This is a genomic window from Rhodoferax ferrireducens (assembly GCF_003347515.1).
In the GTDB taxonomy this organism is placed as follows: Bacteria; Pseudomonadota; Gammaproteobacteria; order Burkholderiales; family Burkholderiaceae_C; genus Rhodoferax.
The window spans coordinates 1-14837 of the sequence record NZ_QEII01000313.1 but is presented as its reverse complement, the minus strand read 5'-3'; the positions used below and the strand labels follow the sequence as shown (position 1 = coordinate 14837).

Here is a 14837-nt window from a genome sequence, read left to right as displayed (position 1 = left end):
CCGCATGAGGATCAAGCTGCTGCAGCTGGCCGAAGGGCGCGTTCTGGTGGAGCAGTTGCGGTTGTCGATGCGCAACCAGGGCAGCTCGGTCATCCCGACCTGTCTGATCGTGATCCTTCTGTTTTGGGTGCTGGCCCACAACGCGGATTCGACCGACCTCGCGGGTTGGTGCGCTGCCGTGATCATCTCCAAACTCGGCTGCTGGCTTCATGGGCGTCGCCATCTCTCCCGCGGCATGGGCCGGGATGCGGCGCCCCGTGTGGTCTGGGCTCTGATTTTTCTGAACGGCATCGATGGCGCCGTCTGGGGCGCGTTGCCCTGGGTTGCATTGGATACCAGTACCCTGGCCGGCAGCGTGTTGGTCATTGCCGTGCTGGCCGCCGTGGCCGCCAATGCCATGTCCATCCTGTCACCCGTGCTGCCGGTCTTTGCCGCGTTTTCCTCCTTCATAACCATGGTCGCCATGGTCAAGCTTCTTTTATTGGGCGATCCGGCGTACACCGCGTTGGCCGTCGCCGGTTTTTTGTACATGGTCATCATGCTGGGCCAGTCAGTCAACACCGCCCGCACGGTGCGCACGTCGATTGATCTGCGTTTTGAGAATATAGAGCTGATGGAAAAACTGCGCATGGAGACCGCCATTGCCGAACAGGCCCGTCACGAGGCCGAACAGGCCAATGCCGCCAAGTCCAAGTTTCTTGCGGCGGCCAGCCATGATCTGCGCCAACCGATTCACGCCCAGGGTTTGCTTCTGGAGGTCCTGTCGTGCACGGACCTGAGCCCGCACCAGCGCAAGCTGCTCGCCAGTGCCAGCGCGGCGAGCGAAGCCTCTGCGGACATGCTCAACACCCTGCTTGACTTTTCTCGCATCGAGGCCGGTGTGATCCAGCCCCAGGTGCTGCCGTTTCAGATGCAGCCTTTGCTCAACAAGATCGAGCGGGAATTTGAGCGGCAGGCCGACGCGAAAGGCCTCTCGTACCGTTCGCGCGAAACGGATCTGCTGGTGCAGTCCGACGTGGGGTTGGTCGAGTTGATCCTGCGCAATCTGGTATCCAACGCTATTCGCTACACCGACCACGGCGGCTTGCTGGTGGTCTGCAGACGGCATGGCGATCAGGCCGTGCTGGAGGTGTGGGACACCGGCCTGGGCATCGAGCCCGCGCAGCAACGCGAGGTGTTTCGGGAGTTTCACCAATTGGGCAATCCCGAGCGGGACCGCCGCAAGGGGCTGGGCCTGGGCCTGGCCATTGTGGACGGGCTGGTGCGCGCCCTGGGCCATGGCCTGACGCTGACCTCCACGCCCCATCGCGGCAGCGTGTTTCGCCTGCTCCTGCCGCTGGCCACGACGGCCGTGACTGTCGCGCCGGCCGTCGTCGATCTCGGGCGGACACAGATGCTCAACGTGCGCGTGCTGGTGATCGACGATGACGAAAGCGTGCGCGCCGGCATGCTGCATCTGCTGTGCGCGTGGGGTTGTGAATGCCAGGTTGCGGAATCGATAGAGGAGGCCCTTGAACTGGCACGCCGCCTTCCGCCGGATGTGGTGGTCAGCGACTATCGCCTGCGCGAGCAGCGCACCGGGGTCGAGGCCATTGTGGCCTTGCGCCAGTTGACCGGGGACGCCTTGCCCGCTTTGCTGATCACAGGGGACACCGCACCCGACCGCCTGCGCGAAGCCCAGGCCAGCGGCGTCCCGCTGTTGCACAAACCAGTATCGCCCAGCCAGTTGTACCGTGGCTTGGTGAGCGTCCTGCCGTACTGAGCCAGTGATTTATATCAAACAGGCCTCTAGCCCGCGTATTGTTTGCGCAAGCAGCTATTAAACTAGTAGCAAGCAGGTTCGTGCAGTGCATCCGCATCCAGCAGCGCCCGCGCATCCTGCAGATCGGCGGTGTCCAGGCCTTCCGTGAACGCGTTGTAGATGTCCTCCAGCATCGTGCGCGCATCCTCTTTTTTGTCTTGCTGCTGCCAGAGCCGGGCCAGGCTCGTGGCCGCCCGCAGTTCCAGGGACTTCGCTCCTTGGCGCCGGCTGATGGCCAGGGCCTGGTTGAAACAGGTTTCGGCCTCTTTCGTGTCGGACAAGGGCATGGCCAACAGGCATTCGCCCTTGAGGCGAAGAATCTCGCTTTCCAGAAAGCGGTCGTCTTTGGCGTGCACGACCGCGAGGGCGGCATTCGCCACCGCCGCGGACTGCTCCCATTGCCCCAAATGCAGGCAGGCCTCGCCCAGCGGCGCCAGAAAGAACGCCTCGATTCCGCTCATGGCCGCGCGAACCGTGTCAACCGCTTGCTGCAGTTGGGCGATGCCTTTCGCCTCGCCTTGCAAAACCAGGGCCCAGCCCTGGAACGCCAGGCCCGAGAGCAGCCAGAGCGGGAACCCGTGTTGGTGGGCCAGCGCCATGGTTTCTTCCGCTAACTGGCGGGTGGTGTCGGTCTGTCTCAGCCAGCGGCTAAGCACCATGACGTGGGCTTTGGCATAGCACCGGCTGTAGGGATGGTTGACCTGGCGCGCCAGCGTCAGCGTCTGCTCGCCGACGGCCCGCGCCTGATCCGGAAAGCCCTGCAGCCACAAGACCCAGGCCAGCTGGGAGCCGGTCGAGACGCAAATGTTTTCGCCGAGCTCGCGCACCATGATGTCGTGGTGAGAGGGCTGGTACAGCGCCATGGCCTGTTCCTGATGGGCCCGTGCTGCGCTCAGTTGGCCGGTCCACAGCAGGCTGTTGCCCATGGCGTAGTGGGCTTTTTGAAGTCGCAGCGGATCCCGGTCCTGCTGCGCCAGTTGCAGCAGCTTGGTCGCCAGTTCGAGGGCATGCTCGTGCCCGACGCGCGAACTCGACCCCAGCCACAGACCCCACGTCGCCTTGAACAGGCCGGGGCCATCGCCCAAGGCCTCGCCTAATTCAAGTGCCCGGCCATAGGCCGCGCCCGCCTCGGCGCTGCCATAGCCCTGCGTGGCGCACAGTGTCGTGCCGAGGTTCACGCGCAAGGCAAATTCCAGCGGGTCGCGTTCGGCCGAGGGGGGCAGCGTCATCAGGAGCTGCAGGCCGGCGTTGAAGTGGCCCAGCGCCTCGGTATTGGCGGAACTCTGGGCGGCGCGTTGCCCGGCCTGGACCCAGTAGGTCACGGCCTGGCGGGTGTCTCCGCCAGCCGACCAGTGCCGTGCCAGCAATTCCGGCTGGGTCGTGACCACGGTGGGGAAGTGACTTTGCAGGGCCTGCGCGATGCGCTGATGGGCCTCCTGCCGGGCCGCCCGGGTTTGGGATTGGTAGGCCGCTTCCTGGATCAGGGCATGCTTGAATTGACAGGCCGCCTCGCTGGTCTTGGAGATCAGGCCGGCTTCCTGCAAGGCATTCAGGGCCTGCGCCAGCGGGGCGGGACCCTGGGGGAAGACCTGGCGCAGCACCTCCAGATTGAATTCGCGCCCGAGCGTGGCCGCCAGCTGCGCCGTGTACTTCGCCTCACCCAGGGTGTCCATTCGTGCAGCCAGCAGATCGTGCAGCGTGCTGGGCACGCCGGCTTGATGGTCCAGGCCCGCAAACTTTGCCATCTCCTCGACAAACAGCGGCACCCCGTCGGCGCGTTCCACGATGCGTCGTATCGTCGCCGCCGGAATGTCCGCGCGCAAGGACGCGATCATGTCCAGCACCTCGGCCTCGCCCAGTGGCGTGAGCGCCAGCGTGGACTCCAGCGATTCCCGCCAGGGCGGATCAAAGTCGGGCCGGGCCGTGAACACCGCGAGAATCGCGCCCGCCCCCGCTTGCTCCACGAACAGGGTCAACAATTCCAGCGTGGAGGGATCGACCCAGTGCAGGTCTTCCACGATGAGCAACACGGGTTGTTGCAGGGCCAGGGTTTGCAGCAAGGCCAGCAGCAGGGCGATCGTCTGTTCTTTCTGTTTTTGCGGCGAGAAATCGGGGACCGGGTACTGCGCAACGGGTGGCAGGGACAGCAGTTCCGCGAGCAGCGGAATGGCCTGTGGCGCCGAGGCCGGGAAATGGACTTGCAGGTACTGCACCAGCCGCGCGCACCTGGCGGCCGGCGTGTCACCGTGCGTGAAGCCAAAAATGGCCTCGAGCATGGCGATCAGCGGTTGAAAAGGCGACTGGCTGAACTCCGGGAAACAGCGCAACTCGCGCAGCGTGTGAGGCTGGTCCGCCAGTCGCGCCTTCAAGGTGTGCAGCAGGCGGGACTTGCCCATGCCGGCCTCGCCCAGCACCAGCGCAACCTGGCGCGCGCCTTGCGCGGCCGTGGCCCACAAGCCCATGAGCTGCGCGGTCTCGGCCAGGCGACCGGCCAGCGGGGTCAACTGCCCGGCTGCATCCAGCCGGGTGCGCGCACCGCTTTCCCGCAGCACCTTGAAGACCTCCAGCGCTTGCGCCAGGCCGGGCATGGGTTGCACGCCCAGGCTGAGGCAGTCGAAATAGCCGGACACCAGGGCGTGTGTGTCCTGGCTGATGGCCACGGCGTCAGGCCCCGCATTCTGGCGCAACTGGATGGCCAGCCGGGAGGTCTTGCCGACGGTGTCGGGCATGGAAGACGCGCCGCCGGTGATGACCAGTCCGGTATGCACACTGGTGCGGATTTCAATGCCGTAGGCCGTTTCGCGCGTCATGGCCAGGGCCGCCTGCACCGCATGGCGGGCCGCGTCTTCGCGGGCTTGCGGATAACCGAAATAGGCCAGCAATCCGCCGCCATGCGTTTGCACGATATGCCCTGAAAACTCGCGGATGATTTGCACACAGCGTGCCTGGGGCGTGGCCAACAGCGCCATGGCCTCATCCAGATCGTCAATCGCGGTCAGCGTCAATTCGCAGTACAGCACGCTCACCTGGCGCCGTTCCGCCTGCGGCTGCGCCAGGACGGGTGACGGCGTTGGGACGGCTTGCGGCAGATCAGCGCCGGGCCGGCCATGGCGTATATGTTCAGCCAACTGGCGGGTTTCGTTGTTGGGCAAGGCCCCCAGCTCGTCCTTCAACAGGCGGCAGTAGGCCTGGTAGTGCCGCGCTGCCGCGCTGTGCTGCTCATTCAACGCATACAGGCGCATGACCCGGCAGCAGGCGTTCTCGTCCCACGGGTCCAGCTCCGTGTAGCGCAAGGCGAAGGGCAGCGCCCGGCCGCTATCGCCCGCCTGCGCATGGCGATTCGCGAGTTGCTCCAGCAAGGCCAGGGCGCGTCGGTGCAGGGTTTCGCGCTGGATCTGCAGCCAGCGTTCGAACTCCGGGCTGTCCGGCACGGACAGGCCCGCCAGGAATTCGCCGCAGTACAGGGCCATGAGCCGCTCTTCGGCCCCGGCTGGCATGGAACCGGTGAAGTCCAGCGCATCGACGTAGCCATTCGGAATGAAACGCAGGGTGTGCTTGCTGGTGGCGAACATGACGGTGCCGCTGGGCAGCTCCAGCACCCGGCGCAAGTCCGACAAGGTCCGGCGCAGATTGCCGCGCGCCGTGGTGGGGTCGTTGCCGCTCCACAACAGCTCGGCCAACACCTCCCGCGGGTGATCCTGCGATCGCTCCACCGCCAGGTAAACCAGCAGCGCGCGCATCTTGTTGTAGGTGATCCCGGGAACGGGGCGGCCCTGCAGGCGCGCCTCGAAGCCACCGAGCAACATCAGCTGGAGACCGTGATCAGGGGGGTGTGAGTTCATGAACGATTGGCGAACGGTGGGTTTATAGGATACGTTGAATCAACCGGATTTTAGAAATATGGCGTTTTCAGCACGCAAGTTTGATGCATGGCTACTTCTGGCATTTGCCGCCATCGTGACACCCGTTTTGGCCGGGATTCTCGACGCGACTGGCCAAAGCTTTCCGCGTCTGAGGACGGACGGAACCCGGGGTGTGAGCATCTTCGGGGTGAGTGGCCATTTGAACGTGGTGGACACCACGGAAGCGGCCGCTCCGGCCGCAGCTGCCGACATTGGCTATGGCAAGAAAGCCTATGTCAACGGCGCCCTTGTGGTCGGTACAGCCACGTCGGGCACTTGTGTGGCGACACCCACTGGCGCTTGCCGTTCCAAAACAAACTACAAGGGGTCGCCAGTTGACATAGGCGTATGTGGTGTTTAAGCCATGGTCGGGGTGAGTGACGCTGTGAACGATTGGCGAACGGTGGCTTTATAGGATGGGATGGATCAACGACTGAGAAACACAAATGAAGATACGGGATTTATCTCTCCATGGCGGCGCAGCCTTGCTCGCCGGTACGTTCGCGCAGACCACATCGGCGCAAGTGATTGTTGGTTTTGCAGGGGCGGGCGGTGCTGTCAGTCCGGTGCCCCTCTCGCCGTGGCTGACGGCGTCCATGGCCGTGATGCTCGCGCTGTTCGGCTTGATGTTCATCCGCCGCAAATCGGGTCGTGGTGTATTTTTGCTGGTGCTGTCGGTCTTTGCCGGTGGCGGTGCGCTTCTGCAGACGAAGGACGGATATGCCGTCTACGCCACGCCTGCGCTGTTTTCGCTGGTCACCAGCGGTACGGTGGTGGCAGGAGGTGACGTGGCGTGGATGACGCCTGGGCCGGTATGTGGGCCGATTGGCTACGCCTGGGTCAAGAGTGGCGCGGGCAACATCGCCATTTCTTCCATCGGCTATGCCGCCAGTTATTCAGCGCTCGATCCCGCCAATCCGCCTGCGACGACGGACGTTGTACTGCCCACACCGGTGACCCCGGTTTGTTCCGTTGGGACTGCATTAAGCGGCAGCACGTCCTGTATCGTCTGGTATCAAAAGCCGGGGGCTTGCTAGAAAGAAGGATCATCCCGGCGGCGGTCGCCACTGGCAGTCTCTGTCTTGGGTTAAAGGATCCGCAACTCCCCCTCTGCGCGCTGTAACACCTGTTGTTTCTCCAGTTCAGCGACGGTTCGATACAGGGCTTCATGGCTCACGCCGAGTTCTGCGGCCACCGATTTCAACCCGGCCCGGAGCGGCAGGCGCCCGCGCTCGCCTTCTGTTTCTATCAAATGCAGCAATCGATCCGCCACACCGCGCAGGGACAGGCGCTCACATTGCAACCGAAGTCGTTTCAGCTCCTGATTCAGCATGGCAATCCAGCGCATTGCAAATGCGGGATCGGTCACCAGCGCTTGTCTGAGGGGCTCGATCGGAATGGCAATGAGATCCGCCGGGGAGGTCACCACCGCGTCGCAGTGGTAATGGGCTGACTGCAGACTGGCTTCGGCCACAAAGCCCTGGCGAACCCGCTGCAGCACGAGGCTGTCACCCTGCACCCCCACGCGCTGCAAAACCACTTCGCCACTGGCGACATAAAACATCCGCTGCGGCTTCTTGCGGAGCGTGAACAGGCGATCTCCCCGTTTGCTTTTCAAATACGTGCAGGCGGGCCGGAGGTCCGCAGGCAGCAAGTCCTGAAGCGCCGGCGGCAGCGGTGGTGTATCGGTTGCGGTCATATGATCGAAATCATATGTGAAGACGCCTCTGGCGATAGAAAATCGCAGCCTGATTGACCGTCAACCACCCCATTTACCACCAGAGGTTCACATGAAGCTTCCCCTTTTTTTCTGCCTGATCGCGTCCCTTTGCCTGGCTCCCTCCGTGTCGATGGCCGCGCCTGCGTCGGCCTATGCCGGGCAGGAGGACCGCGACATCAAGGCCCTGTCCCCCGAAGACATCAGTGCTTATCTGTCGGGCAAGGGCATGGGTCTGGCCCGGGCTGCAGAACTCAACGGCTATGCGGGTCCGGCTCACGTGCTGGAGCTTGCCACGCCGCTGGCCCTGACGCCTGAGCAACGCAGCCGCACCGAAGCCCTCTTTGCCGCCATGACCGCGAAAGCGATTCCGCTAGGCCAGGCGCTGGTCGCGCAAGAGCGCGAACTCGACCGGCTGTTCGCCAGCCGTGCCGTGACGGCCGAACTGCTGGCCCGATCGCTCCAGGACATTGGCGTGCTCCAGGCCAAAGTGCGCGAAACACACTTGGAGGCACATCTGCACCAGGTTGCGATCCTCAGCGCAGAACAGAATGCGCGATATGCGCAGCTGCGTGGCTACCGGAGTTCACCCGAGCCGACGGGTAACGCCGGACCGCACATCCATTGAAGCGGGTCGGCCCTGACTAGCGCTTTACCGGCGCGTGATGACGCCGCAGGCGATGCGTGCACCCGAGTTGCCGGTAGGCTGGGTGGTGAAATCATCTGGATCGCGGTGAACAATCAGGCCATGACCGATCACATCCGTCATGCCCTCGCCGACCCTCAAGCTCGTGGACTCGAAGCTGAAGGTGGCGACGCCGCGGGCATCGGCTTTCAAACTGGGCAGGTCACCCGCGTGGTGGGTCGCGGCGTCAGCGGCACCATGCGGTTTTCCTTCGGGGTTGAAATGCCCGCCTGCACTCATGCCGTCCCCGCTGGAGCAGTCCCCCTTGTCGTGAATGTGAAAACCGTGAACGGCATTCGGTTTGAGGCCGCTGACCTCGCCGCTGACGATGATCTTGCCGCCTTGGCTGACAAACTTGACGCTGCCGATCGCCGTGTTGCCCTGGGTCGGTGCGAGTTGCGCGGCCGCCGATGGCGCCGGCGGTGTGGTGACACAGGCGGCGAGCAGCACGGCAACAGGGATCAGGGATAGCGTTATTCTCATGGATAGCTCCTTGGTGGACAGACGCAACAGGCCCGATGATGGGCACGGCAATCGATGGGTGATCGATTAAATGATCATAACGAGCCGAAACGACGTGGGTCAAGTGCTGAGGTGGCCAGGCGCCGGGGCTCTCACACCACCAGCGGCTCTTCCTGCATCGCTTCCATCTGCTCTTCCAGCATCTGCACCTGGCCCTGCCAGTAGTCGCTGGAGCCGAACCAGGGGAAGTTGATGGGGAATGACGGGTCATCCCAGCGCCGCGCCAGCCAGGCGCTGTAGTGAATCAGACGCAGCGTGCGCAGCGGTTCGATCAGCGCCAGTTCGCGCCGGTCAAATTCCCGGAACTGCTCGTAACCGTCAACCAGGGCGCCGAGCTGGCGGCTGCGCTGCTGGCGGTCGCCGCTGAGCAGCATCCACAGGTCTTGCACCGCCGGGCCGCTGCGGGCGTCGTCCAGATCGACAAAATGCGGTCCCGGTCCGGCGCTGGCCGGCGAGTCCAGCGGCGTCCACAGGATGTTGCCTGGATGGCAGTCACCATGCAGGCGGATCTGCTTGATCGGCTCGGAATAAGGGTCTTTTTTGCCTCCAGCCCCCGTTAGACATGCGTAACCAGCTATCAAGTCAATAGCATCCTGCGACACCTTGGCCCAAGCCGACTGCACGTCCAGCGGCACCTTGTCGTGGCTCAGCAGCCATTCGCGCGAGTCGATGCCAAAGCTTTGCAGGTCCAGCGCCGGCCGGCTGACGAAAGGTTTGGCGGCGCCGACGGTGTGGATGCGCGCCAGAAAGCGGCCAATCCACTCCAGCACGTCCGGGTCGTCCAGCTCGGGCGGACGGCCACCCCGGCTAGGGCTGACGCTGAAGGCGAAGCCGCCAAAGTGATTGAGTGTCGTGCCATTCAAGACCAGCGGCCCGACCACCGGAATCTCCGCCGCCATCAGCTCGGCCGAGAACGCATGTTCCTCCAGAATCTGCGCCTCGCTCCAACGCTCGGGACGGTAAAACTTGGCGACCACCGCCGGGCCGTCTTCCAGGTGCAGCTGGTAGACGCGGTTCTCATACGAACTCAGGGCCAGTTGCCGGCCGTCGCCATAGAGGCCGACGCTGGCCAGCGCGTCCATGACCACGTCGGGCGTCAGCCCCTCGAACGCGTGAAGATTGGAAGAAGTGGGGGAAGTTGACAACATGTGCCCATTATCAAACCTCTGCGCCAACCCTGCCCTGTACAGTCCCCGGTTATGAAATGGCAACAACGTAAACGATTCATTACCCGGCGCGGCCTGATTTACTCGCTGCTGCTCTGTCTGCTGATCCTGGGCCTGGGCGGCGTGGGGTTCTGGATCGTGGAGCCCAGCGCCCTCACCTTGAGTGACGGCCTGTGGCTGGCCTTCACCACGGCTGCCACGGTGGGCTATGGCGACATCGTGCCCAGCACTCACGCCTCACGCATGTTCTCGGTGCTGGTGGTGCTGCTCGGCCTGGCCGTGCTGTCGCTGGTCACGGCCTCGGTGGCGGCCATGTTCGTTGAAACCGAAGAGCGCCAGATCGAGCGCGACCTGATGCAGGAGATCGGCGCGCTGCGGCTGGAGGTGCGCAGCCTGCATGACGAGCTGCGCGAATTCAAGGCCCGGCGCGAAACGTCCTAGGGCCAGGCCGCTTCAGCTCAGCGACAGCATATGCCCCCGGCGCGGGTCGCCGCGTCCGCCCAGCACCTGCTGGTAGGCGGCCTGCACCGCCAACGGTCCCTGATGCTGCTCTGCGATCAGCCACGGACCCGCCGGGTCGTTGACCTGGGCGACAAAGGCCTGCCAGGCTTGCAGCAGGCGCTGACCCAGCCCTTGCGCGCCCCAATCCGCGTTGCGCTTCTTGATCTGGGCCGGGGCAAAAAACAGCGTTGCCCGGGGGCCGGGCAGGTCTTGGGCGCCGCCCAGTTGTTCGACGTGCGTGCCGCCGATGGAGCTGCTGTACTTCAGGTTTGCAAGACGGGTGTGAATGGCGCGGCGCAGCCCGGCATCGCCGGCAAAGTCGATGTAGACGCAGGCCGCGTCGGCGTCGATCTGGTCGAGCTGGTCGTAGCGCAGCACGCGGTGGTAGCAACCCAGGCTTTCGCAAAAACCGACGTTGCCCGCCGATGTCAGGCCCACCACCTCAATCCCCTGGCGCTGGGCCAGCTGGAAGGCCGTGCCATACGCCGTTTTGCTCGACGCGCTGGACAGCAGCATGAGCGCCGGTTGGCCCTCTGCCCCCACCGCGCCAAAGAAGTCGTTGTCGGCCAGAAAATCGTCTATCAGCCACGAAGTGATGAACAGCGGCCGAAGCAGCGCTTGCGTGTCTTCACTGTCGACGGTGTAAAACGGGTCGGCGCTGCAGCGCTGGTACTGGTTGTACACCGGGTGCAGGCCGGCCCGGTGCGCCACGCCGTCCGAGAATCCGGCCGGCGACAGACGCGTGGGCTGCAACACCACGCTGTTGGACATGGGGTAGTAGCCGTAGAGCTTCTCGCCCACCGCCACACCCGCATGCAATGACTGCACCACGGTAGAAAACCCCCACACCGGAATGCGGCCCCAGCCCTGATCGTCAGCGGCGCTGACCGGGAAGAAGGACCAATAATTCATCGCCTCGCCAAACGCGGCGTAGGTGATGTTGTTGGAGGTCAGCGCGAATTTGTCAATGCGCAAGCGGATCTCGCCGCTGTCCAAAGGCCGGTCTGGCGTGCTGCGCAGCTCGGTGCTGGCGAGTTGGTCTTTGCGGACCAGAAAATCAAGTGTCGTCATGGGCGCACCATAAACGATGTGGCCCGCGCCGACAACCGGGGCGGGCCACCAAGGTGACAGGAAGACTACGCCAGCGTCAGCGTCACTTCAATGTTGCCGCGCGTGGCGTTCGAATACGGGCACACCTCATGCGCCTTGTTGATCAGCGCCAGGGCGGCTTCGCGCTCCATGCCTGGCAGGTTCACCACCATCTGCACCTCGATACCGAAGCCGGCCGGAATGGCGCCGATACCCACGGTGGCGTTGATGGAGGCATCCGCCGGCATGGCCAGCTTTTGCGTGCCAGCCACGTATTTCATGGCGCCGATGAAGCAGGCGCTGTAGCCCGCGGCAAACAGCTGCTCGGGGTTGACACCGCCGCCGGCGCCGCCCATTTCCTTGGGCACGGCCAGCCTGAGTTCCAGCAAACCGTCCGATGTTTTGGTGGTGCCGTCACGGCCGCCGGTGGAGGTAGCGTGGGCTTGGTAAACGACTTTTTCGACTTTGGTGACCATGGTGTTTCCTTGGAAAAATACTTCGAGGTGAAGCGGGTTAAAAAAAGGGAGGGCAGAAAAATCAGTGGCGCATCAGGCCGCCAATTGCTGGCGCAGGGCCTGCACGGTCTTTGTCAGCGCCATCAATTCGGGGACGGGACAATGGGTGGCGCTGACCACGCAAGCCGGCACCTTGGCGGCCCGGGCCTTGAGTTCGCGCCCGGCAGCGGTGAGGCAAATTTGCACCCGCCGTTCGTCCTGCGGGGAACGTGTGCGCAGCAGCAGACCGGCTCCTTCCATGCGCTTGAGCAGCGGCGTCAGCGTGCCGGAGTCCAGAAACAGGCGCTCGCCCAGCGCGGAGACGCTGACGTCATCCTGTTCCCACAGCACCAACATCACCAGGTATTGCGGGTAGGTCAATCCCAACTCGGCCAGCAGCGGCTTGTAGAGCTTGGTCATGGCCAGCGAAGTGGAATACAGCGCAAAGCACAACTGGTTGTCCAGCAGCAGGGCGGGATCGGAGGCGGGGGCCGGATGTTGTGTTGTCATGGTTGAATTGTAGCACACAATTAAATTGTGTACAATTCAATAATCAAGCAGCCATCTCGTCGTGGGCTTCTGCGGCTGTGCCCTTGGGGCCGGCCCTCTAAAACCCGGGCAGCGTTTGCGGTAAGGTGCACGCCGGGCACACCGCAAAATGATTCTCAACGTGCCCGGGAGAACTCCATGTTTGACTACCTCATCATCGGCGGCGGCTCGGCCGGCTGCGTGCTGGCGGCGCGGCTGAGCGAAAACCCCGACATCAGCGTGGCCCTGCTCGAAGCTGGCCCGCCCGACACCAGCGTACTGATCCACTGCCCGGCCGGCCTGGCCGTGCTGGCCAAGACGGGCCAGGCCAACTGGCAGTTCCAGACCGTGCCGCAAGCCGGCCTGAATGGCCGCGCCGGCTACCAGCCACGCGGCAAGGTGCTGGGTGGCTCCAGTTCCGTCAACGCCATGATTTACACCCGTGGCCACCGGGCCGACTATGACCACTGGGCGGCGCAAGGCAACCCCGGCTGGGCCTATGAGGACGTGCTGCCCTATTTCAAACGTGCCGAACACAACCAGCGCGGGGCCGATGCCTTCCACGGCGCCAGCGGCCCACTCAACGTGATGGATCTGGCCCAGCCCAACCGCTTTGGTCCGGTGTTTGTCGAGGCCGCGCTGCAGGCCGGCTTCGAGCCCAACCCTGACTTCAACGCCGAGCGCCAGGACGGCGTCGGCCTGTACCAGGTCACGCACAAAAATGGCGAGCGCTTCAGTGCCGCCAAGGCCTACCTGACGCCCAACCTGACGCGCCCCAACCTGCGCGTGTTCACCGGTGCGCACGTCACCCGCATCCTGCTGGAGCGCAAACGCGCGGTCGGCGTGGAGTTCCATCACGAGGGCGCGGTGAAGCAACTCAAGGCTTCGCGCGAGGTGCTGCTGTGCGCCGGCGCCCTGCAGTCGCCGCAGATCCTGATGCTGTCGGGCGTGGGTCCGCACGCGCACCTGCTGGAAAACGGCATCGCCACCCTGCACGACCTCCCCGGCGTGGGGCAAAACCTGCATGACCACCCGGATGTCGTGCTGGTGGTGGATGCGCCACAGGCCAAGGATTTGTTTGGTCTTTCCTTCAGCGGCATGGTGCGCGCCATCCAGGGCATTTTCGAATGGCGCCGCCACCGCAGCGGCCTGCTCACCAGCAATTTCGCCGAGGCGGGCGGCTTCATCAAGAGCCAGGTCAGCGAGCCGATCCCGGACCTGCAGCTGCACTTTGTGGTCGGCAAACTGGTCAACCACGGCCGCACCACCACCTTCGGTCATGGCTACTCGTGCCATGTCTGCCTGCTGCGCCCGCGCAGCCGTGGCAGCGTCACCCTGGCCAGCAAAGACCCACTCGAGCCGCCCTTGATCGACCCCAACTTTCTGGGCGAGCGCGACGACATGGATCGGCTGATTCGCGGCTTCAAGCTGATGCGCCAGATTCTTGCGCAGCCCGCGCTGGCCGCGATTGGTGGCAGGGAGCTGGCGGCGTCAGCCCGCGCCCGGACCGACGCCGAGATCGAGCATTTCATCCGTGACCACGCCGACACGATCTACCATCCGGCCGGCACCTGCCGCATGGGCCCGGGGACCCTGGACGTGGTAGATGCGCAGTTGCGCGTGCGCGGAATTGAGGCGTTGCGCGTGGTGGACGCCTCCGTCATGCCGCGCCTGGTGGCGGGCAACACCAATGCGCCGGTGATCATGATTGCCGAGAAGGCGGCTGATTTGATCAGGGCGGCGCAGGTCTGACTTTCACGCTAAGGCGCGCTATCGATTCAGGTGTTGTCCTTCACCGTCTTGGTCATTCCATCCGACTTGACCGACGCAATGCCGCTATTGCGGGATTCGGCGCTACGTGGCCCTACGTTTTCCCGAACACGCCGAGCTTGCGCAGGATGAAGATCAGCAGCACCGCGCCGGCCACCGCGACCACAAAGCGCAGCAGGCCGCCGGTGGCGGCGATACCCACCAGTCCGGCGATCCAGTAGCCCAGCAGCGAGCCCACCACGCCCACCAGCACATTGGCGATCCAGCCCATCTGGGCGTTGGTCTTCATGACGATGCTCGCCAACCAGCCAACGATGCCGCCAATAATCAACGAGATGATCCAGCTCATATCCATACTCCCTTGGTGATTGAAGCCATCCGCGCTGTGAGGCCATGATGACCTCCGTGTGTCTTGGATGAAAAAGATACTAGGGACAAAAAATCTGCGCGTCAACCGGATTGGTCTGGTCCGCCGCATATTGTGAGGAAGGAAGCAACGAAGGACCAAATCAACGCCATGCGGGCCGGCTACACCGACGAAAAAAAGGTGCTCTTGCGAGCACCTGTAAATCCCCATCTTGGAAAAAGAGAAGCGCAATCCCCCGAGTGGTTAAGTTCGGGGGATTCGATCGATCAGAAGGCGTAGTTCAAGCGGATGCGAA

Annotated in this window: 14 protein-coding genes; 6 read left to right on the top strand and 8 right to left on the bottom strand. The window is 63.8% G+C overall.

Annotated features, from left to right (window positions below; all coding sequences use genetic code 11):
* Nucleotides 1-4: 4 nt before the first annotated feature.
* The gene (locus C5P05_RS25785; RefSeq protein WP_114972729.1) at nt 5-1762 is read left to right on the top strand and encodes a hybrid sensor histidine kinase/response regulator; all 1758 of its coding nucleotides are present in this window, start codon (nt 5-7) and stop codon (nt 1760-1762) included.
* Between the two features lie 62 nt (nt 1763-1824).
* Here the strand turns inward: C5P05_RS25785 and C5P05_RS25780 are convergent, their stop codons facing one another.
* Nucleotides 1825-5643 carry an AAA family ATPase gene (locus C5P05_RS25780; RefSeq protein ID WP_114972728.1) on the bottom strand — a complete coding sequence of 1273 codons (3819 nt, stop codon included), beginning with the start codon at nt 5641-5643 and terminating at the stop codon, nt 1825-1827.
* 58 nt (nt 5644-5701) lie between these two features.
* Here C5P05_RS25780 and C5P05_RS25775 point away from each other — a divergent pair, with 58 nt between their 5' ends.
* Together C5P05_RS25775 and C5P05_RS25770 are read left to right on the top strand one after the other, a co-directional pair.
* Nucleotides 5702-6064, top strand: coding sequence for a hypothetical protein (locus C5P05_RS25775; RefSeq protein WP_114972727.1), 363 nt, complete (start codon nt 5702-5704; stop codon nt 6062-6064).
* An 85-nt stretch (nt 6065-6149) separates the two neighbouring features.
* Nucleotides 6150-6740: a hypothetical protein gene (locus C5P05_RS25770; RefSeq protein ID WP_114972726.1), complete on the top strand. Its 591-nt coding sequence runs from the start codon at nt 6150-6152 to the stop codon at nt 6738-6740.
* A gap of 50 nt (nt 6741-6790) precedes the next feature.
* On the opposite strand, the gene C5P05_RS25765 is transcribed toward C5P05_RS25770, so the two are convergent.
* Complete coding sequence (locus C5P05_RS25765) at nt 6791-7402, bottom strand: Crp/Fnr family transcriptional regulator (protein WP_114972725.1); 612 nt, start codon at nt 7400-7402, stop codon at nt 6791-6793.
* A gap of 91 nt (nt 7403-7493) precedes the next feature.
* Here C5P05_RS25765 and C5P05_RS25760 point away from each other — a divergent pair, with 91 nt between their 5' ends.
* Nucleotides 7494-8048, top strand: a complete 555-nt coding sequence (locus tag C5P05_RS25760) for a Spy/CpxP family protein refolding chaperone (RefSeq protein WP_114972724.1) — start codon at nt 7494-7496, stop codon at nt 8046-8048.
* 24 nt (nt 8049-8072) lie between these two features.
* On the opposite strand, the gene C5P05_RS25755 is transcribed toward C5P05_RS25760, so the two are convergent.
* Both C5P05_RS25755 and C5P05_RS25750 read right to left on the bottom strand, forming a co-directional pair.
* Entirely contained in the window at nt 8073-8588 is a 516-nt protein-coding gene (locus tag C5P05_RS25755) for a superoxide dismutase family protein (protein ID WP_114972723.1), read from the bottom strand.
* A 131-nt stretch (nt 8589-8719) separates the two neighbouring features.
* Entirely contained in the window at nt 8720-9775 is a 1056-nt protein-coding gene (locus tag C5P05_RS25750; RefSeq protein ID WP_114972722.1) for a serine/threonine protein kinase, read from the bottom strand.
* Between the two features lie 51 nt (nt 9776-9826).
* Between C5P05_RS25750 and C5P05_RS25745 the strand changes: the two genes are divergently transcribed.
* Entirely contained in the window at nt 9827-10234 is a 408-nt protein-coding gene (locus C5P05_RS25745; RefSeq protein ID WP_114972721.1) for a potassium channel family protein, read from the top strand.
* A 12-nt stretch (nt 10235-10246) separates the two neighbouring features.
* On the opposite strand, the gene C5P05_RS25740 is transcribed toward C5P05_RS25745, so the two are convergent.
* The 3 genes from C5P05_RS25740 to C5P05_RS25730 all read right to left on the bottom strand — a co-directional run bounded on the left by C5P05_RS25740 (nt 10247) and on the right by C5P05_RS25730 (nt 12387).
* On the bottom strand, nt 10247-11365 hold the full coding sequence (locus tag C5P05_RS25740) for a DUF2855 family protein (protein WP_114972720.1): 1119 nt from the start codon (nt 11363-11365) through the stop codon (nt 10247-10249).
* Nucleotides 11366-11430: 65 nt separating this feature from the next.
* Entirely contained in the window at nt 11431-11859 is a 429-nt protein-coding gene (locus C5P05_RS25735; protein ID WP_114972719.1) for an organic hydroperoxide resistance protein, read from the bottom strand.
* Between the two features lie 72 nt (nt 11860-11931).
* Nucleotides 11932-12387, bottom strand: coding sequence for a MarR family winged helix-turn-helix transcriptional regulator (locus tag C5P05_RS25730; protein WP_114972718.1), 456 nt, complete (start codon nt 12385-12387; stop codon nt 11932-11934).
* Between the two features lie 177 nt (nt 12388-12564).
* Here C5P05_RS25730 and C5P05_RS25725 point away from each other — a divergent pair, with 177 nt between their 5' ends.
* Nucleotides 12565-14157: a GMC family oxidoreductase gene (locus C5P05_RS25725; RefSeq protein WP_114972717.1), complete on the top strand. Its 1593-nt coding sequence runs from the start codon at nt 12565-12567 to the stop codon at nt 14155-14157.
* A 112-nt stretch (nt 14158-14269) separates the two neighbouring features.
* Here C5P05_RS25725 and C5P05_RS25720 read toward each other — a convergent pair whose 3' ends face one another.
* On the bottom strand, nt 14270-14524 hold the full coding sequence (locus C5P05_RS25720; RefSeq protein WP_114972716.1) for a GlsB/YeaQ/YmgE family stress response membrane protein: 255 nt from the start codon (nt 14522-14524) through the stop codon (nt 14270-14272).
* Between the last annotated feature and the right edge of the window lie 313 nt (nt 14525-14837).